This window comes from Roseburia sp. 831b (assembly GCF_001940165.2).
In the GTDB taxonomy this organism is placed as follows: Bacteria; Bacillota; Clostridia; order Lachnospirales; family Lachnospiraceae; genus Roseburia.
Genome location: NZ_CP135162.1, coordinates 1,638,063 through 1,663,236, shown reverse-complemented (window position 1 = coordinate 1,663,236; position 25,174 = coordinate 1,638,063). Strand labels below are relative to the sequence as shown.

17 protein-coding genes are annotated in these 25,174 nt (G+C 42.3%); 15 read left to right on the top strand and 2 right to left on the bottom strand.

What is annotated here, in order from left to right:
* Positions 1 to 2: 2 nt before the first annotated feature.
* The 8 genes from BIV16_RS07815 to BIV16_RS07780 all read left to right on the top strand — a co-directional run bounded on the left by BIV16_RS07815 (position 3) and on the right by BIV16_RS07780 (position 13,414).
* Positions 3 to 977 carry a sugar ABC transporter substrate-binding protein gene (locus tag BIV16_RS07815; RefSeq protein ID WP_075678381.1) on the top strand — a complete coding sequence of 325 codons (975 nt, stop codon included), beginning with the start codon at positions 3 to 5 and terminating at the stop codon, positions 975 to 977.
* Positions 978 to 1,571: 594 nt separating this feature from the next.
* Entirely contained in the window at positions 1,572 to 2,915 is a 1,344-nt protein-coding gene (locus BIV16_RS07810) for an MATE family efflux transporter (protein WP_075678382.1), read from the top strand.
* 58 nt (positions 2,916 to 2,973) lie between these two features.
* A complete protein-coding gene (locus BIV16_RS07805) occupies positions 2,974 to 3,792 on the top strand; it encodes a polysaccharide deacetylase family protein (protein WP_075678383.1) in 819 nt (272 codons plus the stop codon).
* Between the two features lie 133 nt (positions 3,793 to 3,925).
* On the top strand, positions 3,926 to 6,628 hold the full coding sequence (locus BIV16_RS07800) for a translation factor GTPase family protein (RefSeq protein WP_083624950.1): 2,703 nt from the start codon (positions 3,926 to 3,928) through the stop codon (positions 6,626 to 6,628).
* 159 nt (positions 6,629 to 6,787) lie between these two features.
* Positions 6,788 to 8,794 carry a 2-isopropylmalate synthase gene (locus BIV16_RS07795; RefSeq protein WP_075678385.1) on the top strand — a complete coding sequence of 669 codons (2,007 nt, stop codon included), beginning with the start codon at positions 6,788 to 6,790 and terminating at the stop codon, positions 8,792 to 8,794.
* 136 nt (positions 8,795 to 8,930) lie between these two features.
* A complete protein-coding gene (locus tag BIV16_RS07790; RefSeq protein WP_075678386.1) occupies positions 8,931 to 10,727 on the top strand; it encodes a Na/Pi cotransporter family protein in 1,797 nt (598 codons plus the stop codon).
* Between the two features lie 63 nt (positions 10,728 to 10,790).
* Positions 10,791 to 12,170, top strand: a complete 1,380-nt coding sequence (locus tag BIV16_RS07785) for an RsmF rRNA methyltransferase first C-terminal domain-containing protein (protein WP_075678387.1) — start codon at positions 10,791 to 10,793, stop codon at positions 12,168 to 12,170.
* A gap of 92 nt (positions 12,171 to 12,262) precedes the next feature.
* Positions 12,263 to 13,414: an ATP-binding protein gene (locus BIV16_RS07780; protein ID WP_075678388.1), complete on the top strand. Its 1,152-nt coding sequence runs from the start codon at positions 12,263 to 12,265 to the stop codon at positions 13,412 to 13,414.
* A gap of 92 nt (positions 13,415 to 13,506) precedes the next feature.
* Here BIV16_RS07780 and BIV16_RS07775 read toward each other — a convergent pair whose 3' ends face one another.
* Complete coding sequence (locus tag BIV16_RS07775; protein WP_075678389.1) at positions 13,507 to 14,607, bottom strand: GGDEF domain-containing protein; 1,101 nt, start codon at positions 14,605 to 14,607, stop codon at positions 13,507 to 13,509.
* Between the two features lie 104 nt (positions 14,608 to 14,711).
* Here BIV16_RS07775 and BIV16_RS07770 point away from each other — a divergent pair, with 104 nt between their 5' ends.
* From BIV16_RS07770 to BIV16_RS07740, 7 genes are all read left to right on the top strand, one after another.
* Entirely contained in the window at positions 14,712 to 15,341 is a 630-nt protein-coding gene (locus BIV16_RS07770; protein ID WP_075678390.1) for a hypothetical protein, read from the top strand.
* A gap of 33 nt (positions 15,342 to 15,374) precedes the next feature.
* Positions 15,375 to 16,925 (top strand): ASKHA domain-containing protein, encoded by a 1,551-nt coding sequence (locus BIV16_RS07765; protein ID WP_075678391.1) that lies wholly within the window; start codon positions 15,375 to 15,377, stop codon positions 16,923 to 16,925.
* Between the two features lie 270 nt (positions 16,926 to 17,195).
* Entirely contained in the window at positions 17,196 to 17,867 is a 672-nt protein-coding gene (gene hypB, locus BIV16_RS07760) for a hydrogenase nickel incorporation protein HypB (RefSeq protein ID WP_075678392.1), read from the top strand.
* Positions 17,868 to 18,059: 192 nt separating this feature from the next.
* On the top strand, positions 18,060 to 20,834 hold the full coding sequence (locus BIV16_RS07755; RefSeq protein ID WP_173664519.1) for an FAD-dependent oxidoreductase: 2,775 nt from the start codon (positions 18,060 to 18,062) through the stop codon (positions 20,832 to 20,834).
* 31 nt (positions 20,835 to 20,865) lie between these two features.
* A complete protein-coding gene (locus BIV16_RS07750) occupies positions 20,866 to 21,210 on the top strand; it encodes a hydrogenase maturation nickel metallochaperone HypA (RefSeq protein WP_075678393.1) in 345 nt (114 codons plus the stop codon).
* A 218-nt stretch (positions 21,211 to 21,428) separates the two neighbouring features.
* Entirely contained in the window at positions 21,429 to 22,289 is an 861-nt protein-coding gene (gene rfbD, locus BIV16_RS07745) for a dTDP-4-dehydrorhamnose reductase (protein WP_075678394.1), read from the top strand.
* Positions 22,290 to 22,326: 37 nt separating this feature from the next.
* A complete protein-coding gene (locus tag BIV16_RS07740; protein ID WP_075678945.1) occupies positions 22,327 to 23,583 on the top strand; it encodes a dicarboxylate/amino acid:cation symporter in 1,257 nt (418 codons plus the stop codon).
* Positions 23,584 to 24,024: 441 nt separating this feature from the next.
* On the opposite strand, the gene BIV16_RS07735 is transcribed toward BIV16_RS07740, so the two are convergent.
* Entirely contained in the window at positions 24,025 to 25,044 is a 1,020-nt protein-coding gene (locus tag BIV16_RS07735; RefSeq protein ID WP_075678395.1) for a LacI family DNA-binding transcriptional regulator, read from the bottom strand.
* Positions 25,045 to 25,174: the final 130 nt, after the last annotated feature.

Here is a 25,174-nt window from a genome sequence, read left to right as displayed (position 1 = left end):
AAATGAAGAAAAAGCTTGGAATCTTATTGAGCATAGCAATCATGATAACATATTGCTTTACAGGTTGTGGAAATACAGGCACAGCCAGTAATGGAAAAATGAAGGTGCTTCTTTCCATCAGTTCCATGGATACATTCCGACAGATGTTAGTAGATGCCGCACAGGAAACTGCCGATAAGGAGGGAGTTCAACTGGATGTTTTAGATGCAGAAGATTCCATTGAAAACCAGGTAGAACATATCAAAACTGCGGTAAAAGAAAATTATGACGCCATCATTTGTGGACCGGTATCCGTAGATACTGTTGTAGAGTTAAAGGCAAATGCTGGGGATATCCCAATTATCTTCATCAACAGCTGCCCGGAGGATGACCAGTTAGATGCAGCGGAAGACATCTATGTAGGTTCAGATGAAAGTGTAGCAGGACAATACCAGGCAGAATATGTGCTGGATCAGTTTGCAGATAAGGATGAGATTAATGTGGTTATTTTAAAAGGACCGAAGAATCATTCTGCAACCAATGGAAGAACCAAAGGTGCCAAAAAGACCCTAGAGGAAAGTGGAAAGACAATCAACTATGTTTTCGAGGATTATGCAAACTGGGAGACAGAGCAGGCGAAACAAATGTTCGAAGTGTTCTTAAAAACCGGTTCTCCGGTAGACTGTGTAATTTGCAACAACGATGACATGGCACTTGGTGTTGTAGAGGCATGTAAGGAAGCAAAAATCGATTTGAATGAGTTGCCGATTCTGGGTGTTGATGCGACTGCGGACGGATGCGAGGCAATCGAAAACGGCGAGATGGCATTTACCGTTTATCAGTCTGCGGTTGGACAGGGAACGGCAGCACTAGAGGCAGCAATCAGATTTGTAAAAGGTGAATCTATCAAGGATATAGAGGGCGCTACGGAGGATGGAAAATATATCTGGGTTCCATTTGAAAAAGTAGACAGCAGCAATGTGTCTGAGTATAAATAAGTCAGATTCCCTTTAAAGAATCGGGTGTCAAAAGATAGCTTACAGTTTTCTTGTTGGCAAATTACACAAAGCCAAGTCTATTTTGTTCCGATGGGTAAACATAAGAAAAGTCTAAGTATGCCTGTTGGAGATTATTTTGAAGTGACGTGAGCGGCATTCAACGAGCCATCCGTGGCTCGTGAAGCCTTGTTCTGCCATCCATGGCAGAACATCACTAGGCATAGGGAGGCATACTAAGATTTTCTAATGTTCTCCCAAAGTCACAAAAATAGTCTCGTCTTTGTGTAATTTGCCAGCAACTAATTTGTGAGCTATCTTTTGACACCCGATTCTTTCAAAGTAAAAGTTTTTCGTGTATGAGAGAAAAATGTGCTTGACACTGGGGAAGAAGATATGATATAGTAACACGCGGTTTGAAAAGAAAATAAAAAATGCGCCAACGGGCTATACCTTTTTTCTGTTTTCTGAGTTTATAAAACAGAGGGAGGGGTAGCCCTATTTTTGTGAGCAAAGACAAGACGTGATGTCAGTGTGAAAACAGGACGGATATTACGATAATTGGAACAAGTTGTATGGCGCAGGAATGGAGATAGTATGAGAGAAAATGATATGGGGACAAAAATGGTTTTCCCGCTGGTGTGCTACATGGCATTTCCGCCGATGTTATCTATGTTGATTCAGTCACTTTACAACATTATTGACAGTATCTTTGTGGCTAGATTAAGCCAGGATGCATTATCTGCTGTGTCGATTGTTTTCCCGATACAGAATATGATGCTTTCGATTGCAGTTGGTGCAGGCGTTGGTCTGAATTCTTATATTGCAAGAAATATGGGAGCCGGGAATCGAAAGAAAGCGGAGGAGGCAGTAGGAGTCGGCCTGATTCTAAGTGTATTTCAGTATCTGTTTGATGCCATAGTCGGGCTTTTGATTCTCCGTCCATTTGTGGGTTTGTATGCAACAAATGAGCAGGTTTTAAAATATTGCATGGATTATGGTGTTATCATCGTTTTATTTTCCTTTGGTCAGATGTTACACATCACGTTAGAAAAGATTTTCCAGGCGATGGGAAAAATGATGATTTCCATGACCTTACAGGCAGCAGGTTGTGTGGTTAATATTGTGTTAGATCCAATTTTAATTTTCGGACTTGGCCCAATGCCAGCCCTTGGAGTAAAGGGTGCGGCTATCGCTACGGTTGCCGGACAGATGACTTCTGCAGGAATCGGAGTGATTCTGTTCTTAAAAGGAAAGAGTGAGCTAAGAAGCAGAAAATTAGAACGCCGGGATGAGATGTTACCGATTGTAAAGCAAATTTATGCGGTCGGAATTCCATCTGCACTTGTGATGGCATTACCATCCTTTTTGGTATCGGGCTTAAATGTTATTCTTTCTGGACTGACACCGATAGGGGTTGCAGTGTTTGGAATCTACTACAAACTACAAACGTTTGTATATATGCCGGTCAGCGGGTTGATTCAAGGAATCCGACCGCTTGTTGGTTTCCAATACGGAGCAAAACTGATGAAACGTGAAAAAGAAATCATGAAATATTCGATTCTTTTGGTTGGAACGGTAATGGTGATTGGAACGCTTCTTTTCTGGCTGATTCCAGATGTATTTCTTGGAATGTTTGATGCGACCGAAGAGATGTATGTGTTAGGAGAGCGTCTGCTTCGAATTGTCAGCATCGCCTTTGTGCCTTCCGCAGTTGGTATTATCATTGCAGCAGAATTTGAAGGAATCGGAAAGGGAGTTATCAGTCTGATTATCACATTACTCCGTCAGTTTATTATTTTGCTTCCAATTGCAATCATAAGTTCTAGAAGCATCGGAACAGACGGAGTATGGATTGCATTTCCAATTGCAGAGACTGTGGCAGCAGTTGTGGCGGTTATGTTCCTAAGAAAAGAGTGGAGAAGCAGGGATTGGAAATAAGTCATATTTGGTAGAAAGACTTCATATATAAGTAGAAAGAAGTTTTTTCGGAGAACACATGAAAAAGAACATTTTAAAAGGAACTGGTCTACTTTTGGTATTGGCGCTCATGTTCGCAGCAGGACGTGGGGCTGCCCTTGCAAAGACAAAAGTAGTTGGTTCCTTTTCTATTGCAGAAGAAGTAGATAACTGGGGGCTTGGCTTTGGGGAGAGTGGGAAAGAACTGCAGCCAACCGGAAACGCTTCCCCGGATGAATTAAAAAAATACGATACCTATTATGTAGGAGATTTCGCAGAAAAAAAGTTGTACCTGACCTTTGACTGCGGCTATGAAAATGGGAATACGGAACCAATTCTGGATGCTTTAAAGAAACATCAGGCACCAGGAACTTTTTTTGTTGTAGGACATTTCCTTGAGACGGCACCGGACCTTGTAAAAAGGATGGTTGCAGACGGTCATACCGTAGGAAATCACACCTATCATCATCCCGATATGTCATCGATTTCGGATTTGACCTCATTTCAGAAGGAACTTAAGGATGTAGAAAAATTATACCAGGAGATTACCGGTGAGACGATGACAAAGTATTACCGTCCGCCACAGGGAAAATACAGTACCGAAAATCTAAAAATGGCAAAAGAACTCGGATACCACACCTTTTTCTGGAGTCTTGCGTATGTTGACTGGAATGTAGATGCCCAGCCCACAAAAGAGGAAGCCTTTGATAAGATGATTGGAAGAATCCACCCAGGTGCCATTGTGCTGCTTCACAGCACATCCTCCACAAATGCACAGGTTTTAGACGAACTACTGACAAAGTGGGAAGAGATGGGTTATACCTTCCATCCATTATCCGAACTTGTCGAGGCGGAATAAGATTTACATATGGATTTGAAGCTGGAATGATTGTTTAAAGCTTACGCATTCATTCCGGCATTCAAATCCACATTCTAAATCGAATTCGGATATGATATAATGGTGCAAGATAAAGAAACGAGGGGAAGAACGAATGAAAAAGATTACAACGGGAATTGTGGCACACGTAGATGCCGGAAAGACAACACTTTCGGAGAATTTTCTGTATCTGAGCGGATGTATTCGGAAAATGGGGCGTGTTGACAATCAGGATGCATTTTTTGATACCGATCGGTTAGAACGTGCAAGAGGAATTACTATCTTTTCCAAACAGGCAGGTTTTACATGGAAGGATACACAGTTTACCCTTTTAGATACGCCGGGGCACATCGATTTTTCTGCAGAGATGGAACGTACCTTACAGGTGTTAGACTATGCCATTTTAGTGATTAGTGGTGCAGATGGGGTGCAAGGACATACGATGACGCTGTTTCGTCTGTTGGAACGTTATCAGATTCCTGTTTTCTTCTTTGTAAATAAAATGGATCAGCCGGGAACGGACAGAAATACCCGTCTTATGGAATTAAAGGAGAGGCTCGACTCGAACTGTATCTGGTTCAATCAGGAAGAAAACCCGGATTTTCTGGAAGAAGTTGCAATGGGAGACGAGGAGGTCTTAGAACAGTTTTTAAGCACAGGTGAAATCCCAAAAGAACAGATTCAGGACATGATAGCAGCGCGGAAAATCTTCCCGGTATTTTTTGGCTCCGCTTTAAAAGCAGAGGGCGTGGAAGAACTCTTAGACGCCTTGGACTGTTATATGAAAGAGCGGGAATACCCAAAAGAATTCGGAGCAAAAGTTTATAAGATTGCAAGAGATGAACAGGGAAATCGTCTGACCTTTTGTAAGATAACAGGGGGAGCACTTAAGGTAAAGGCGCTTTTGTCTGGAAAAGAAAATGGAGCTAAAAAAGAGGACTGGGAGGAAAAAATCAACCAGATTCGAATCTATTCCGGGGAAAAATATGAAACGGTCGATGAAGTCTTAGCAGGTGAGGTGTGCGCTTTGACAGGATTAACGCACACTTATCCGGGAGAGGGAATTGGAGATGAAGAAGAAACCGGACTTCCTGTTTTAGAGCCGGTTCTAACGTATCGTGTGTTATTGCCAGAAGAGGTAGACGCAGCGGTGATGCTTCCAAAGCTGCGCGTGCTTGAGGAGGAAGACCCAACGCTTCATGTCATCTGGGATGAAAATTTACAGGAAATCCAGATTCAGCTGATGGGAGAGGTTCAGATTGAAGTGTTAAAAAGTGTGATAGCAGAACGGTTTGATGTGGACGTTTCTTTCGATGCCGGAAGTATTGTTTACAAGGAAACAATCACAAATACGGTGGAGGGAGTCGGACATTTTGAACCACTTCGTCATTATGCGGAGGTACATCTTTTGTTAGAGCCGGGAGAACCTGGAAGCGGAATTTCGATTGCGACAAATTGCAGTGAGGATATTTTGGACAAGAACTGGCAGCGTTTGATTTCCACCCATTTGGAAGAAAAAGAATTTAAAGGAGTGCTAACGGGCTCTGTCCTAACGGATGTAAAAATCACAGTGGTAGGCGGACGGGCTCATCAGAAACACACGGAAGGTGGCGATTTTAGACAGGCGACGTATCGTGCAGTGCGGCAAGGGTTGATGCAGGCGGAATCCGTTCTTTTAGAGCCATTTTACCGTTTCCGTTTAGAGGTGCCAATGGATTGCGTGGGACGAGCCATGACGGATATTGAAAAGAGAAACGGTATATTTCAGACGCCGGATACAAATGGGGAACAGTCTGTTTTAACAGGAAGGATTCCGGTTTCTACGATGCGGGATTATCAGAAGGAATTACTTGCCTACACCAAAGGGCGCGGAAAGCTTTTTTGTGAGTTAGATGGATATGGTCCATGCCATAACATGGAAGAAGTAGTGGAAAACTGCCGCTATGATGTGGAACGAGATCTTGCAAATACAGCCGATTCTGTTTTCTGTGCGCATGGAGCAGGGGTTATTGTGCCGTGGTATGAGGTGCCGGACTATATGCATGTCGAGAGCTTTTTTTTTAAGGAGACAAGGGAAAGTGCGTTTGAGAAAAGTGTAGAGGCAGCGAAACGGGAGGCAGAGAAGAGGGCAAGTGAGAGGGAACGTTTTGTTGGAACAGATGAGATTGACGCAATTTTAGCAAAAACATTTGACGCCAACCGAAGAAAACAGGATGCACCTAGAAACGGTTATCAGAAAAGAAAAGAGACCACCATGTTTCCGGTGACAAGAAGTTACCAGAAACCATCCCAAAAGGCAGAAGAATATCTGCTTGTCGATGGCTATAATGTTATTTTTGCATGGCAGGAATTAAAAGAACTTGCAGAGAAAAATATGGACAGTGCAAGGGGAAAACTGCTTGATTTATTATGCAATTACCAGGGCATAAAAAAGTGTAATCTGATTGTCGTATTCGATGCCTACCGCGTGGTGGGCCATGAGACAGAGGTGAGCGATTACCACAACATCCACGTTGTCTTTACAAAGGAGGCGGAGACAGCGGATCAGTATATCGAAAAATTTGCCCATGAAAATGGGAAAAAATATAACATGACGGTTGCAACTTCCGACGGCTTAGAGCAGATTATTATCCGTGGGGAAGGATGTCACCTGATTTCTTCAAGAGAACTTGAAAAAGAAATGAAGGCGGCAACGGAACATCTGATGGCTTCCTATCAGGAAAATAAGCCTGCATCCAAGACCTATCTGACCGATTATCTAAGCGATGAGGCGAAAAATGCAATGGATTCTTCGATTAAAATAAATCAAGAAGAATGATGTATTATTTTAAAAATATTAAAAAATATCAACCAAAGTGATTAAATTTAATCATACCACTTCTGATAAAGCTGTGCTATGCTTTTTGTATGAAAAAGATTTTGCAAATATGATGTGGAAAACATGAGTTTGAAAGATAGAAAGAGGTAGGTATTGATTATGAAAAATGCGAACAAATACGAAAGACAATATTTTATGCCGCCGGTCTGTGAGTACGACTGGGTCAAGAAAGACTATATTGACAAACCACCAATCTGGTGTTCGGTAGATTTACGAGACGGAAACCAGTCTTTGATTGAGCCGATGAGTTTGGAGGAAAAATTGGAGTTTTTCCAGATGCTTGTCGATATCGGATTTAAGGAGATTGAGGTAGGGTTTCCGGCAGCATCCGAGACAGAATTTATCTTCATGAGAACGCTGATTGAGCGTGATATGATTCCGGATGACGTAACGGTTCAGGTGCTGACACAGGCAAGAGAGCATATTATCAAAAAGACGTTCGAGGCAGTAAAGGGTGCGCCGCATGCGGTAATCCATCTGTACAATTCTACTTCTGTGGCACAAAGAGAACAGGTGTTCAAAAAGAGCAGGGAACAGATCAAACAGCTTGCAATTGACGGGGCAAAGCTTTTAAAAGAGTTGGCAGAGGAAACAGATGGAGATTTCTCCTTTGAATACAGCCCGGAAAGCTTCCACGGAACAGAGGTAGAATATGCCGTTGAAGTTTGTAACGCAGTGTTAGATGTCTGGAAACCACAGGCAGACAATAAGGCAATCATCAATATCCCGGCGACCGTTGAGACGGCAATGCCACACGTATTTGCCACACAGATTGAATATGTAAGCAAAAATTTAAAATATCGTGACAATGTAGTGCTTAGCTTACATCCGCACAATGACAGAGGAAGTGGTGTCTGCGACGCAGAACTTGGAATTTTGGCGGGAGCAGACCGAATCGAGGGAACTTTGTTTGGAAACGGGGAACGTACCGGTAACGTGGATATCATTACGCTTGCAATGAATATGTATGCGCATGGTGTTGACCCGATTCTTGATTTTTCCAATATGCCACACATTCGTGAAACATACGAAAGACTGACCAGAATGCATGTCTATGAAAGACAGCCTTATGCAGGAGATTTGGTCTTTACCGCATTTTCCGGTTCTCATCAGGATGCAATTGCAAAAGGTATGGCATGGCGTGAAGAAAAGAAATTAGAAAAATGGACCGTACCATATCTGCCAATTGACCCGGTAGATGTCGGACGTACCTATGATTCCGATGTTATCCGTATCAACAGCCAGTCAGGAAAAGGCGGCGTAAGCTACATCTTAAAACAGAACTTCTCCCTTTCCATTCCAGAGAAGATGCGGGAGGAAGTTGGCTATGCGGTAAAACAGGTGTCCGATGAGGAACACAAGGAATTGTCACCGCGCTTGGTATATGAAATTTTTGAAAATAATTACATGCATTATACACCATATTTCCAGATTACAGAGTGTCATTTTAAACAGAGTGACGGTATTATGGCAGAATCGACCATTTCCTGCAACGACAAGAAAACCATTGTGGATGCAAACGGAAATGGACGCCTTGATGCGGTAAGCAATACCATCAAGCAGTTTTTTGACGTAAGTTATGAACTTTCCGTTTACGAGGAGCACGCACTTTCCCATGGTTCCTCCTCAAAGGCAATGGCTTATGTTGGAATCACCTGCGATGGCAAAATGTATTGGGGCGCCGGCACGAATGAGGATATTATCAAAGCTTCCATTCATGCGCTTGTGGTTGCGGTCAATAAACTGCCACAGATTCAAAGAGATGAAAACTGCAAGGACGACCGTCTGGTTGCGATGTTAAATTATATCCAGACCAATTACCAGAGCGTAACCTTAGAGACCATGGCAGAACAGTTCCATCTGTCAGAACCTTACATTTCAAAGTACATCAAAGATAAATCCGGCAAGACATTCGGGGAACATGTAGCAAATGTAAGGATGAAAAAGGCGAAGGTTTTATTGAAAGATGGAAATATGAATGTGGAGCGTATTTCGTCGAATGTCGGTTATCAGAACGTCGAACATTTTAACCGTTCTTTTAAAAAAATGTTTGGAATGACGCCGATTCAGTACCGGGATGCAAGCAGAGAAAAGACCAGATCATAAATTTTCTATTGATGAAATTCATTTATTTTGGTAAAGTAAAAAAGGTGTAAATTTCAGGTAAAGAACATGTAAACGAAAATATCAGGTACACCGGATATTTTGAATCAAGGTAAATGAAAAGGAAACAGAAAAAGAAATGGGAATCACGATTATTTTGTCACTGCTAAGTGGAGTAGCTTTATTTCTCTTTGGAATGTCACTTATGGGAGACGGATTAAAAAAGGTTGCTGGCAACAAGCTGGAACTGATTTTATATAAGTTGACCAACACGCCAATCAAGGGTGTTCTACTCGGGGCAGTTGTAACGGCAATTATTCAGTCCTCATCCGCAACGACAGTTATGGTGGTTGGATTTGTAAATTCCGGTATGATGAAGGTTGCACAGGCAATCGGAATCATCATGGGTGCAAACATTGGAACCAGTATTACAGGATGGATTTTATGTCTGTCTTATATAGATGGTTCCAGTGGAATTGCACAACTTTTATCGACAGCGACAATCTCAGCGCTGGTAGCGATTATTGGTATCATTTTTAAAATGTTTGTCAAGAAAGCATCTTATAAAAATGTCGGCGACATTATGCTTGGTTTTGCGATTTTGATGGTGGGAATGCAGACGATGAGTGGTGCAGTTTCTCCATTGAAAGACAATCCACACTTTGTGAAAATGTTGACGATGTTCTCCAATCCGGCAGCAGGTATTCTGGCAGGAATTCTTTTTACAGCAGTCTTACAGAGTGCATCCGCATCGGTTGGTATCTTACAGGCTCTTTCCGTGACGGGAAGTATCAGTTTTGCAACCGCATTGCCAATTACAATGGGTATCGGTGTCGGTGCAGCCTGTCCGGTTCTTTTATCTTCCATTGGAACAAATAAAAATGGAAAACGTACCGCTTTAATCTATCTTTTAAACGATTTATTTGGTATGATATTCTGGTCAATTGTATTTTATTCCGTGAATGCGTTTGTACACTTTAAATTTATGGACGCAACCATGAGTCCGGTTTTGATTGCGCTCTTAAACACCGTATTCCGTGTAGCTACAATTGTAGTTTTATTGCCATTCATCCGTCTGATTGAAAAACTGGTATTTGTTTTGGTGAAGGATTCACCGGAGGAGATGGAAGAGCAGGCAGATTTCGATTTGCTTGAGGAGCGTTTCTTGGCATATCCGGCACTTGCCATCACACAGAGCCATACTGCAATCAATGGAATGGCAAAGAAAGCAAGAAAAAATATTTTGCGTGCGATGGGACTTTTGGAAAAGTTCTCACAGGAAAAATATGCGAAGGTTCAGGAAAAAGAAAATCTGATTGATAAGTATGAGGATAAATTAGGAACATATCTGATTCAGCTGACGGCACAGGAAATGACCGTGCAGCAGACCAAACAGGTATCCGTCTTTTTACATACCATCGGAGATTTTGAACGTCTTGGCGACCATGCCCTGAATCTGTCGAGAGTGGCAGCAGACTTAAATGAAAAGAAGATTTCATTCTCCGAAGAGGCAAAAGAGGAGTTAGATGTCTTAAATGATGCGGTCAAGGAAATTCTTAGCATGACCGTGACATCATTTGTAAATGATGATTTAGAGCTGGCTTCTAAGGTGGAACCACTCCGTGAATGGATCAGTATTTTGTGCAATGAATGTAAATTAGACCATGTGACAAGACTTCGTGTCGGAAAATGTGAGATGAAGCAGGGATTTGCCTTCAACGATGTACTGACGAACTTAGAGCGAATTGCAGCACATTGTTCGAATGTCGCAGTTGCAATGATTGAGATTGAGGCGGCAGACTTTGATACGCATGAATATTTAAAGAGCATGAAAGATTTGAAAAACGAAGAATATCATAGACTTTTTGAAGAATATAGTTTAAAATATGCAATTAACGGATTCAAAAAGAATAAGAAACAAGCAAAAAACAAATAAGACAAAAAGCCGGATTGTTAAATCAGTCTGGCTTTTTTTAAACAGACAAAGGAGAGAGGTAAGATGCTTCCACAGGAGTTTTTAGATAGAATGAGACAGATGCTAGGCGAGGAATATCCGGCATTTGTGGAAAGTTACGAGAAGGAAAAATATCAGGCATTGCGTGTCAATGCATTAAAAGCAGATTGCAAACGTTTGAAAGAGGAGGCAGCGTTTTCATTAGAGCCGGTTCCATGGGAAACAAATGGTTTTTACTATGGAAAAGAGGATGCCCCTGGAAAACACCCTTACCATGAAGCTGGTGTCTACTACATTCAGGAGCCGAGTGCGATGGCGCCGGCAGCCTATTTGGAGGCAAAGCCCGGTGAGAGAGTGCTAGATCTTTGTGCAGCGCCGGGAGGTAAGACGACACAGATTGCTTCTTATATGAAAGGACAGGGAATCCTAATCAGCAATGAGATTCATCCGGCAAGGGCAAAGATTCTTTCAGAAAATGTCGAGCGGATGGGAATTCCCAATGCGATGGTAACCAATGAGTCTCCCCAAAAGTTAGCAGATACATTTTCGGAGTATTTTGACCGTATTATGGTGGATGCGCCGTGTTCAGGTGAGGGAATGTTTCGAAAAAATGAGATTGCCTGTGAGGAATGGAGCCTTGAAAATGTAGAAATCTGTGCCAAACGTCAGGATGAGATTTTAGACCGTGCGGCTTCTATGCTAAAGCCGGGGGGAAGAATTGTGTATTCGACTTGTACCTTTGCGCCGGCAGAGAATGAGGGAAGCATCAGCCGCTTCTTAGAGCACCATAGTGATTTTTCCATTGTAGAGGCAGAGCACTTTAAAGGCATGGAAGGGGGCGTGGCAGACTGGGTAGATAATCCTGCCTGCGGTATTGAAAAAACCATCCGTCTGTGGCCGAATAAGCTGCATGGAGAAGGTCATTATGTGGCTGTTCTTCAAAAGGATGGAACCTGTGATGCATCTTATGAGGGCTATTGTAAGAACGGATTGCAAAAGGGCATTTCAGAAAAAGAATGCAAAGAATACCTTGCCTTCTGTGAAGAATTTTTAAAGATAAAATTAGAAGGAACACTTTTAAAATATGGAGATCAGCTGTATCTTGCGCCAAAGGGAATGCCATCGACCAGCCAGCTGAAGGTGCTTCGACCGGGGCTTCATCTTGGAACCATGAAAAAGAACCGGTTTGAACCATCCCATGCGCTTGCACTTTCTTTAAAACCGCAGGAGGCAAAATATGTGGCAGATTTTCCAGCGGATGGTGCCGAAATCCGGGCTTATCTGAATGGACAGACATTAAATTATGAAGGTGAAAAGGGCTGGTATCTGATTACCGTGGACGGTTACAGCATCGGCTGGGGTAAATTAGCGGGCGGTGTGATGAAGAATCATTATCCGAAGGGACTTCGCAAGAACTGCTTTTAGCACAATCTTGACAAATGTTTTGTGCTGTTATAATATCACATAATGTATATTAAAATACTAGGAAATTGAAGAAAGGTATGGATTTTAGATAGATGAGCAGAGAGAATGGTGCAAATATCAGCTGGGTTGAATATGAAAATGAGCAGCCACAGGGAATTTTGCTGGATATCAGGGACAATGTGGCATACCAGTACGGTACCGTAAAAGGAGCGATTCACGTGATGCCGGCGGACTGCGGGCAGTGGGCGCGCGAACAGGACAAAGAGGTGCCGGTTTTTGTCTTTTGTAAAACAGGTGTGGAAAGTGTAGCCATTGTAGAACAGTTTGTAGAAATGGGACTGACTGCCTACAACTTAGAGGGCGGTTATAACGCATGGCTGATCTGGCAGGTCGGACAGGCAGAAAAGACAGAGAAGAAGGATGAGATTGAAAAAAGTATCCGCAAAAAATTTCATAAATCCATCTTTAGCCGTTTCTGCAAAGCAATCAACCAGTATGAGATGCTGCAGGAGGGCGATAAAGTTGCAGTCTGCATTTCCGGTGGAAAAGATTCGATGTTGATGGCAAAATGTTTCCAGGAATTAAAGCGCCACAACAAGTTCCAGTTTGACCTTGTTTTTCTTGTGATGGACCCTGGATATAATGCAACCAACCGGAAGCTGATTGAGGAAAATGCAAAGATTATGGGAATTCCGCTCACTATTTTTGAATCCACCATTTTTGATGCGGTTTACGATATTGAGAAGAATCCATGCTATCTGTGTGCGAGAATGAGACGTGGCTATTTATATAGCAAGGCAAAAGAACTTGGCTGCAATAAGATTGCGCTTGGCCATCATTATGATGACGTCATCGAAACCATTTTGATGGGAATGCTTTACGGCGCACAGGTACAGACTATGATGCCAAAGCTTCACAGCACAAACTTTGAAGGAATGGAACTGATTCGTCCGCTCTATCTGGTAAGAGAGGATGATATCAAGCATTGGAGAGATTACAATGAACTTCATTTCTTGCAGTGTGCCTGCCGTTTCACGGAGACCTGTAGCAGCTGCAGTGACGAGGGAGCTTCAAAATCAAAACGTCTGGAAATCAAGAACCTGATCAGGCAGATGAAGGAAGTAAATCCTTATGTCGAGGCAAATATCTTTAAGAGTGTGGAAAATGTAAATCTTAGCACAGTTGTTGCATATAAGAAAGACGGCGTGGTTCACAATTTCTTAGAGGACTACGATAAAAAATAAGAATTAATATTAGCAGGTATCGTTAGCTGCAATAGAAAAAGAGCTATCCCGTATGAAAATGACATCATATTTCATACGGGATAGCCCTTTTTTTATGGTCTGGCTAAAACGGTCTGGTTTTTGCCGGTCCCTTTCGCCTTCGCTAAGACGTCCCGTGTACGTGTATAGAAGGCGTCAGCGCTTTCTCCCGGCATAAAGGAGGAGAGACCACAGCTTAGCGTAACCGGCTGGTCGGTAAAGTCAAACGGCTGTGTTTCGAAGTCATTTTTCAAATCGTTCAGAATCCGGTTACACTGATGCAAGGTGCTGCCGGAGAATAAAATGACAAATTTGGTGCCGCTTAACCTTGCTGCAAAAGCGTTCTTATCGCAGTAATTTTGGATTAAGGTTGCAACCCTTCGCAGAATAAAATCACCATTTGAGTGGCCGTACTCATTGTTTAAAGATTTAAAATCATCGATTTTGATGATTGCCATCACATACAAAAGGTCGTCGTAGGCGTCCTCAATGTCAAGCACCTCATGCAGGTGGTTCATAAATGCGGTGTGCGAATAAAGGCTTGTAAGCTGGTCGTGGTTGAGTAAATCCTGCATCTGCATTTGCTTTTGAAAACTTGTTTCGATGATATTTCGCTGCATATTTTGATGGTTGTTTAAAACGTTACTTAAAATGTTGGTTCCAACGGTAATTGCAATGGCAATCAGACTTTCCTCAATCAGGTAGGTGTCATCGGAGCCAGGAGTGCGGAAGTACGCACGGATGAAAATGGTAATCAGCACGCATAAGACGCTTAACAAGGTGATGCGTGAAGTCATTTTCTTATTATTAAAAAGCGTTGTCGAAAAAATAGGAAAACAAAAGACACACATGGTAACGGAAAAAATGTTGTGTGTGGCGGCAACCACAAGACAGATTAAGGTCATCTGTACCACCGGAACATAGTTTGTAATCCTCGCTTTTGCAGGAAGGTGTTGCAAAAACAGCTTCCCTATGAGTAAAATAAGAATATCAAGTATGGTCGGTAAAATCAGATACCGGAAAAAATAGACCGGTAAGGGCTGGAAAATCAAAGATTCTGCCCGAAGGAAAAAATAAATAATTATTTCAGATAAAAATACAAGGCATGCAATGATTACATTTGCCCGAAATAAAAGATTACGCCATTTTTCATAACTTTCGTTTGCTGTATCCACAAAAAACCTCCCATGGTTGAATTGCACATGCCTTCTAAAAAATGCGGGACGCACAATCCGTATAATGAATTATTATACCATAGATAGAAATAAAAGGTAGCTTTTTGAAAAAAATAGAGGAAAGATGGGAAGAAAAGATGAGAGAGGTCGTAAAAAGAGGAACGCAGCTTCTGTTGGTTGCAAATCCTGAACGTGTTCTATTGATGATGGACTGTACCAAGGAGAATCCATTATATTCGGAATTGTATAAACAAACAAAACAATTAGAAAAACAACTACAAAAGGAAATACAGCCATTTTATCAGATAAGGGAGTGTCAGGTAAAGGGGCTTGGAGACGGATATGCCGTGCTGTTGACGTTAGGAGATAAAATCAGCGATTGCATAGGACAGCTTTTTCAGGAAGATTTGATGAAAGGGATGCTGGCAAACTGCATCGCAGACCAGCTTCTCTTTTCAATGGAAGAGCGGATGCAGCCAGAGCTTATTCAGATAGCGAAGAAAGAAGGTAGCGGTCTGGCGGCACGAAAAGAGGCACCGCTTGATTTTCGGGTGGAGGATGTACTTGCTGTTATGGGAAAAGAGATTCCGGTTACGGTTACAAGTGGTGGAATGTTAAAACCGGAGAAGAGCATGCTGTTCTTTTTTGAAAAAACAAAAGACACCTCTTGTTACCGGATTGGACATGACTGTAAGAACTGTACGAAAAAGAACTGTAATTATGCAAAAAAGTGAACATAAGGCAATTTGCCGGAAAAGAGTAGAAAAATGAGACAGGAAAAGAGAATCGTCGAACTGGAACCAACAGAAAATAGAAAATCTGTGCTGGAGCAGCTTTTACAAAAGGGAATCCGGATTGCATCGAACTGCGGCGGCGCGGGAATCTGTGGGAAATGCAGGGTGCGTTTCCTGGAAGGTGCACCAGCCCCTGGTGAGCAGGATGCAGCTTTTTTTTCAAAAGAGGAATTAGAGGCAGGCTACCGCCTTGCCTGCACGGCTTATCCGACGGGAAAAGCGCTTGTGGAAGTGGAAGACTTTGAGGAGAAGATGCATATTTTATCTTCCGGCAGGGTGCGTAGAACTGAGAATGAGAAGCCGGGGGAAGTGAAAATAACTACATATGTAATTGTAGTTGATATAGGAACAACCACACTGGCATTCTGGCTCGTGAAAAGGGAGACGGGAGAGGTACTTTGCGCCGAGACAGGGAGAAATCATGGAGTCTCGTTTGGCGCGGATGTCCTTTCAAGAATCCGGCAGGCACAGACGAAAAACAGGGCGCTCCTGGAGCAGACCTTGCGGCAGGATGTGTTAAACGGAATCCGCCGTCTTTGGAAAAAGGCAAAGATTGACCGGGAGAAGATAACAGACGTTCTTATAGCCGGAAACACGACGATGGAACATTTTCTGATGGGATTTTCCACGGAAAAACTGGGCAGCTACCCCTTTACACCGGTAAGCATTGACTGGCAAAATCTTTCTTTTCGTGAATTGTTTGGAACGGAAGAACTAACGTGTAAGGTGACGGTATTTCCGGGGATTTCAGCGTTTGTTGGCGCAGATATTGTGGCAGGGTTATATGACTGCGAGATGGAGAAAAAAGAAGGGATTTCACTTTTTGTAGACCTTGGCACGAATGGGGAGATGGCACTTGGAAATCGTGAGAGCATCCTGGCAACGTCCGTTGCGGCCGGACCGGCATTCGAGGGCGGAAACATATCCTGTGGCGTACCTGGAATCGAGGGCGCGATTCACACGGTCAAAATAGAGCATGGAAGATGCCATTACAAGACGATTGGAAAAAGAACACCGGTCGGAATCTGCGGAAGTGGTGTCCTGCAGCTTACGGCAGAGCTTTTGAAACAAAATCTGATGGATGAAAATGGGACGTTGGTGGAACCATTCCGGGAAAGCGGGTATAAAATTGCACCCGGAATCACATTTTTGCAGCAGGATGTCAGGGAAGTCCAGCTTGCAAAGGCAGCGGTGAGAGCCGGAATGGAGCTGTTGTTAATAGAAATGGGAGTCACCTGGAGTGAGGTGGATACGTTGTATCTTGCCGGAGGTTTTGGAAATGAGCTGAATGTGGAGACTGCAGTTTTTCTTGGAATCTTCCCGGAGCAGATAAAAGAAAGAATTGTGCCGGTCGGAAACACGGTGCTTAGTGGCCTGCATCGCTATGCAATGGAAGCAGATGGAAAGTGTGAAGTGGATACAATCCGCAAAATCACAACGGAAATCAATCTTGCAAAACAAAAAGAGTTTGAGGAAACCTACCTTGAGTATATTCCTTTTTTGTACAATTCATTGCGAAAATAGGAAAAAAGTCACAAATATATATGATATAATGTAAAAAAGAGGAAAAATTTTTTGTGCGGATTCACGGAAAACGGATATCGTGTCACTGGTCATACCAGATACCAACTATAAAAAAGTAACAACACATACCAGGAAGAAAATGTAAAAATCCGTAATATAGCGTTGATTTTTGGGAAAAAGTGTGTTAAAATATTGTCAATCCATGAGGTATGACCAAGCGATATATCGCATATAGGTATAACCACATCAATCAACAACGGAGGTTTGGAAATGAGCGACTTTAAAGTTATCGATGTAAAGAGAAGCATTTTTGAAGACAACAATGCAGATGCTGACAAGCTGCGCGCTGAGCTTAAGGAAGAGGGCACATTTTTATTAAATCTGATGTCATCGCCGGGAGCTGGAAAGACGACAACTTTGGTTCGTACAATCTCCATGCTAAAGGATGAGATTAGGATTGGTGTCATGGAGGCGGATATTGATTCAGATGTCGACGCGGCGACCATTGTGGAAGCCGGTGCACGTGCCATTCAGGTACATACCGGTGGAATGTGTCATCTGGATGCAGATATGACCAGACAGGGAATGCGTGAGTTTGGCACAAAGGACCTTGATTTTGTTGTGTTAGAGAACGTCGGAAATCTGGTCTGCCCGGCAGAGTTTGATACCGGAAGTACCAAGAACGCCATGATTTTGTCAGTTCCGGAGGGTGACGACAAACCATTAAAATATCCGTTGATGTTTTCCGTATGTGATGTCGTATTGATTAACAAATGCGATACCTTGGCTGTTTTCGATGAGTTTAGCAAAGAGGCGGTAACGGAGCGGATTCATGAATTAAATCCGAACGCCGAAATTTTTTTCGTCTCTGCGAAGACAGGAGAAGGATTTGAGGATTGGGCGAACTGGATTCGTACCCAGATAAAAGAATATCAAAAATAAAAACAGTTATGACTTGATTTCAATGCACCACTTGCCCCTAAGACAAGTGGTTGTATTTTGAATAAAATATCCCCTCGGGAGGGTTTTACTCAGGCAACGATAAGAAAAACAAACAAACCCGGCCAACCGAGTGGGATGCCAAAGGGAAAAAGAAGATAATTAACAAGTGTTTATTCTAAAGGAGGATAACAAATGGCAGATCCATTAGGAAATTTCGTACCAGAGTTTATTGAAAAAGAAGTAGAGCGTCCTGCAATCGTAAAGCTTGCAAAGATGGTTACAGACCGTCCAAAACAGAAATTAGGTCTTGTAAAAATCACAAAATATGATCCAGAATACTGGGGTCTTGCAGCAATGTGTACAGACGAGATGGCAGAGCTTGCCTTAAAGATGGGCGGCGTTCGTAAGCCAAAGACATTAGACCAGATGGTAAAAATCAGTGGAATGGATAGAAAACACTGTGAAGAACTGTTAGAGCAGATGTCTGTAAATGGTGTATTAGAGTATAACTGGGAGAACCCACAGCACGAAAAACAGTACGTTTTACCAATGTTCGTTCCAGGTAGTGCAGAATTTGGTAACATGAACTTAAAAATGTTAGAAGAGCATCCTGAGATGGGACGTTTCTTCGAGCGTATGAGCCGCTTACCACTTGAAAAAGTAACACCTATGGTTCCAGAAGGTGGAGCAGGTATCGGTATGCACGTTATTCCGGTAGAGAAAGCAATCGAGATGGAGAACCAGTCAATCTCTATCGAGCATATCTCTCATTGGTTAGATAAATATGAAGGAAAATATGCAGCAAGCCCATGTTCTTGCCGTCGTTCCCGTACAACTTATGAAGAAGGCTGTGCAGATGATCCGGATGATTGGTGTATCGCTGTTGGTGATATGGCTGACTATGTTGTTCAGACAAACAAAGGTGGTCATTACATCACAAAAGAAGAAGCATTAGAAATCTTCCAGAAGGCAGAAGATAACGGTTTCGTTCACCAGATTACAAACATCGATGGCGAAGATAAGATTTTCGCAATCTGTAACTGTAACGTAAATGTCTGTTATGCACTTCGTACTTCACAGTTATTCAACACACCAAATATGTCACGTTCTGCTTATGTTGCAAAAGTTGAGACAGAAAACTGTGTCGCTTGTGGACGTTGTGTAGAATACTGCCCAGCAGGTGCCGTAAAACTTGGTCAGAAATTATGTAAAGCGGACGGATCTAAGGTAGAATATCCAAAACACGTGCTTCCATCTGAGAAAAAATGGGGACCGGAAATGTGGGATGAAAACTACCGTGACAACAACAGAATTAACTGTTATGACACTGGTACAGCTCCATGTAAGACAGCCTGTCCTGCACACATCGCAGTTCAGGGTTACTTAAAGATGGCTGCACAGGGAAGATATCGAGATGCACTTGCATTAATCAAGAAAAACAACCCACTTCCAGCAGTTTGTGGTCATATCTGTAACCGTCGTTGCGAAGATGCTTGTACACGTGGAACAATCGATCAGGCTATCGCAATCGATGAAGTTAAGAAATTTATCGCAGCTCAGGATTTGAAAGCTGAGACACGTTACATTCCAGAAAAAGTTGTTCCATCCTTAAAGGGTGAATTCAACGAGAAGATTGCAATCATCGGTGGTGGCCCTGCAGGATTATCCTGTGCATTCTATCTTGCAGAAAAAGGTTACAAACCTACAATCTTCGAGAAAAACGAACGTGCCGGCGGTATGTTAGTATATGGTATTCCATCTTTCAAATTAGAGAAAGACGTTGTTCAGGCTGAAATCGACATCATCAAAGAGATGGGTGTTGACATCAAACTTGGCGTAGAAGTTGGTAAAGATATCACATTAGACGAACTTCGTGCACAGGGTTACAAAGCATTCTACATTGCAATCGGATGCCAGGGTGGACGTTTACCGGGAATCCCGAACGATACAGCAAAAGGATGTGCTCCAGCCGTTGAATTGTTAAGAGAAGTAAATGCAAATGAAAAATATGACATCAAAGGTGACGTAGTTGTCATCGGTGGTGGTAACGTTGCCATCGACGTTGCAAGAGATTCTAAGAGATGTGGAAACGATAATACAGCAGTTAACATGTTTTGTCTGGAATCCAGAGAGACAATGCCTGCATCTGTTGAAGAAATCGAAGAAGCAGAATCCGAAGGAATCGTGGTAAATCCAGGATGGGGTCCTAAGGAAGTTCTGGTAGACGAGAACGGCGAAGTACGCGGAATCGTCTTAAAGAGATGTATTTCTGTTAAGGATGCAGACGGAAGATTCAATCCACAGTATGATGAGAATGACTTAAAGACAATCGAATGTAAACATGTGTTCTTCTCCGTAGGTCAGGCTATTGTATGGGGTGACTTATTAAAGGGAAGCAAGGTAGAACTTGGCAGAGGTAACGGAGCAGTTGCGGATGCACTTACCTACCAGACAGCAGAACCGGATATCTTTGTTGGTGGTGATGTTTACACAGGACCTAAATTTGCAATCGATGCAATTGCAGCAGGTAAACAGGGAGCAATCTCTATTCACCGTTTTGTTCGTCCTCATTCTTCACTTACAATCGGACGTAACAGAAATGACTTCATTGAATTAGACAAAAAGAATATCAAAGTGGAAAACTATGACAATTCCAGCCGTCAGATTCCAGGTCACAATGACACAATCGATACCAAACATTCCTTCCGTGATGCAAAACTTGTCTTCACAGAAGAACAGGTAAAAGCAGAGACAGCACGTTGTTTAGGATGTGGTGCATCTGTTGTGGATGAGAACAAGTGTATCGGATGTGGTATCTGTACAACCAAGTGTGAATTTGATGCAATCAAGTTACATAGAGAACTTCCAGGATGTAGCAAGATGACTCCAAGTGAGGACAAGTTAAAACATGTTCTTGCAAATGGAGCAAAACAGGCTATCAAGATTAAATTCTCTAAGAAGAAATAAGAAGCTTTTCGTTTGCGAAAAGGAGGAAAAAATGCACGAACTTGGAATCATTGTTCATGTAATTCGTACCGTAGAAGAAGTCGGTGCCGAAAATAATCTTTCCGAAATCAAGTCCGTTACCTGCCAGATTGGTGAGGTAAGCGGAGTTGTACCGGAGTATCTGACAGATTGCTGGAGCTATGCATGCCGCAATTCCGAGCTGTTAAAGGATTCGGAGTTAAAGATTGAAATAGATCCGGGAGTGACAATCTGTGAGGATTGTGGAAAGACATATTCAACAGTCCAGTATGCAAAAGTATGCCCGTACTGTAAGAGTGAGGCAACACATTTGCTTTCTGGAAATGGATTTAGTATCAAGGAAATTGAGGGAGCCTGAGTATAAATTCAAATATAAAAAAGGAGTCATTGCATGTAATGTGTGATGGCTCCTTTTGGCAATCGGAAAGATTGCTTCTGGAATTACTGGTTTTGGATAAAATGGGAAAAATTGGATGAAAAACATGGGAAGAAGATACTATAATTACGGTTATAATTTTGATATAATAAAGGGCATGAAAAAATACAAACGAAACAAAAGAGGTGTGGAGGGATAGCATGCAAAAAATTTGGATTTGTGGAGCCAATGGACAGATTGGACGTGCAATCAATAAAGAAGTGAACAAACTCGAATATGAGCTTTTGGATACAGATATCGATGATTTGGATATTACACAGACGGATGAGGTGGTACGATTTGGTGAGATGAACCGCCCGGATGTCATTATCAATTGTGCCGGAATGACAGATGTTGCACTTTGTGAGGAAAATCCCGCACAAGCATTTCGCGTGAATGCGTTAGGCGCAAGAAACCTAAGCATTGCCGCAAAGAAGTTAGAGGCTAAATTCGTACAGATTTCAACGGATGACGTGTTCGATGGAAAAAGTACAGCACCATACAATGAGTTTGACAGCACCAATCCTGGTACGGTTTACGGTCGTTCCAAACTGGCAGGTGAAAATTATGTCAAAGAATTCAACTACAAACATTTTATCATTCGGAGTACCTGGGTATATGGGGAGGGAGATAATTTTGTGCTTGATTTCTTGAAAAAAGTGGAGACGAAAGAATCGCTCTCCATCGCATCAGACCAGTTCGGCTCTCCGACAAGCGCATCGGAGCTTGCAAGATTTTTGATTCACCTGATTCATACCGGAGAGTATGGAACCTATCATGCAACCAATCAGGGAATTTGCAGCCGGTATGAGTTTGCAAAAGAGATTTTGCGTCTGACCGGAAAAGAAGCAGAAATGAGCCCGGTTCCAACAAATATGTCAGACTTTTCAAAGGTAAGACCTGCATTTGCAGTGCTCGACAACTTTATTTTGAGCATGGTGGATGTTTACCAGTTCCCGAAATGGCAGGATTCACTCAGGGAATATTTAGAAGAGAGGGGAATGTTATTTGAAAGATACTAGAAAAGAAAACAAAAAAGAAAAGAAAAAGTTAGGACTGATGACCAAGATTTTTATTGCATTACTATTAGGTGCAGTTTTTGGTATTATTTTAAATTATGTGATACCAGATTCCAATTTTAAGTCAGAAATTGTGGTAAATGGTGTCTTATATATTGTAGGACAGGGATTCATCCGGCTGATGCGCATGCTGGTTGTACCGCTGGTATTCTGTTCCCTTGTCTGCGGAAGCATGTCGGTTGGAGACACGAAGAAACTGGGTGGTGTCGGCGTCAAAACATTGATTTTTTACCTGATTACGACAGCACTTGCAATCACGATTGCTCTTGGAATTGCGAGCGTTTTCAATCCTGGAAAAGGACTGGATATGTCAAAGATTCAGATTACCTCACAGGTAGCATCTGAGGCAGAAGAAACCAATGCTGCCGAGACACTTTTAAATATTATTCCAACCAATATTTTCGAGGCGCTAAGCAACGGAACTATGTTGCAGATTATTTTGTTCGCTTTGATTTTGGGTGTGATACTTGCAAAAATGGGAGACCGTGTTGACATTGTCAAAAACTTTTTTGCACAGTTTAACGATATCATGATGGAAATGACCATGCTGGTAATGGAATTTGCACCAATCGGAGTATTTTGCCTGATTTCCAAGACATTTGCAGAGATTGGATTTGAGGCATTCATACCGCTGTTAAAATACATGTTCTGTGTATTGCTTGCGTTAGCGGTACAGTGTTTTGGTGTATACCTGGCTCTTTTGAAGATTTTTACAGGACTCAATCCGATTATCTTTATTAAGAACTTTTTCCCGGTTATGGCGTTCGCATTTTCAACATCAACCTCTAATGCGACAATTCCATTGTCGATTGATACCTTGGCAGAAAAAATGGGTGTTTCCAAAAAGATTTCTTCCTTTACCATTCCACTGGGTGCAACCATTAACATGGATGGAACATCGATTATGCAGGGTGTGGCAGTTGTGTTTACGGCACAGGCATTTGGTGTCACCTTAACGCCGATGGACTTTTTGACCGTAATTGGAACGGCAACCCTAGCATCCATCGGAACGGCTGGAATTCCAAGTGTAGGTTTGATTACACTTACAATGGTATTTAATTCCGTAGGACTTCCGGTAGAAGGCATTGCTCTTATTATGGGAATTGACCGAATCCTTGATATGACAAGAACAGCAGTTAATATCACCGGTGATGCGGTTTGTACAACCATTGTAGCTTCTTGGAACAAGGCGGTAGACAAAGAGCGGTTCTATGCGTCCAGACAGAAAAAAGAATAAAAATAGGTGAAAAAATAGACCTTTTTCAAATAGGATTCAGGTGTCAAAAGGCAGCTCACAGACTTCTTATTGGCAAATTGCACAATGCCAAGTCTATTTTGCTCCGTTGAGTGAACATAAGAAAAATCTAACTATGCCAGATGAAGATTATTTCAGAGTGACGTGACCGGCATTCAACGAGCCATCCCTGGCTCGTGAAGCCTTGTTTTGTCGTCCGTGGCAGAACATCACTGGGTATTTGGGGCATACTAAAATTTTCTAATGTTCCCTCAAAGTCACAAAAAAGTCTTGCCTTTGTGCAATTTACCAGCGACTAATTTGTGAGTTGCCTTTCGACACCTGAATCCAAATAGAAAATACCGGCCAAAAGCATTCTTTGGTGTCCAAAATATGGGACATCTGAAGGATGTTTGATGGTCGGTATTTTTTTACGCTTATCTGCTAAAAACATTCTTTTGTTTTGATGGATAATTCCATATAGCTGCAGTCGGAATCGGGATGTTTTTCATACAACAGATAATCCATTAGAATGGATAGGGAGAGAGCCCCCTGTTCTTTTGGCTGTTGCGTGATGGTAGCGGAAATGACATTGTGTTTTAACATCTCAATGGTAGAAGGAACGGAGTCAAACGTCACAATAGACAAGGCACGTTCTTTTTTTGCGTGTAAGACGGCACGGCATCCTCCGTACACACCACCGGCTGTAAAATAGAGTGCTGTCATATCCGGGTATTTTTCTAAAAAGGATTTTGTGACATCAAAACTCTTATAATCATCATCCTCATTTTCGGCAATATCAAGAATTTGCATGGAAGAGTTTGTTTTTGTCAGATAATGCCGGAATCCAGCAATGCGTTCCTCGTGGCAGAGTACATTGTTAGAACCAGTAATAATTCCTATTTTCGCTGAATCGCTTGTAAAGAGGGAGAGGAGTTCGCCTGCAATCTGTCCGCATTTTTGAAAATCGCTTCCGACATAGGTAAGCCGTTTGGAATTGGAAATATCTGTGTTTAGGGTAACACATGGAATTCCGGCGTCAAAAAGAGCGTCAATTTTTTCCTGGATAAGCGGATCGTTGTACGGAGAGAGAATCAGTCCGTGAATGTCCTCTTTAAGCAGTTCCTCGATCGCAGAAAGCTGTGCATCCAATGAATAAGGAATCTGTTTTTCTAAAATTGTGCATCCGTAGATGGAAAGTTCCGCCGCCTTTTCGTGAAGCCCCTGTAAGACCTCGTCAAAAAAAGGATTCTCAATTCCAAAGAGCAGGATGCCGATTTTAAGCTTCTTTTTCTGGGCGGCTAATGCGATTCCGGCCTTGTTTGGCTGGTACTTTAAAAGCTCTGCAATCTCTAAAACTTTTTTCCTTGTATCTTCATTGACAGCGCCACGATGATTTAAAACACGGTCTACCGTACCACGGGAGACCCCGGCTAACTGTGCAATTTCTTTCATGGTTGCCATGATAAATCCATCCTTTCTGTTATTTTTATGGAATAGGAAAATTCGTTCCTGTTACATAAAAATGCTTCGCGAGAATCCTATAAGCAGGATTCTTTTTTATAGTATAGCATTTTTGCGTGCACATGCACAA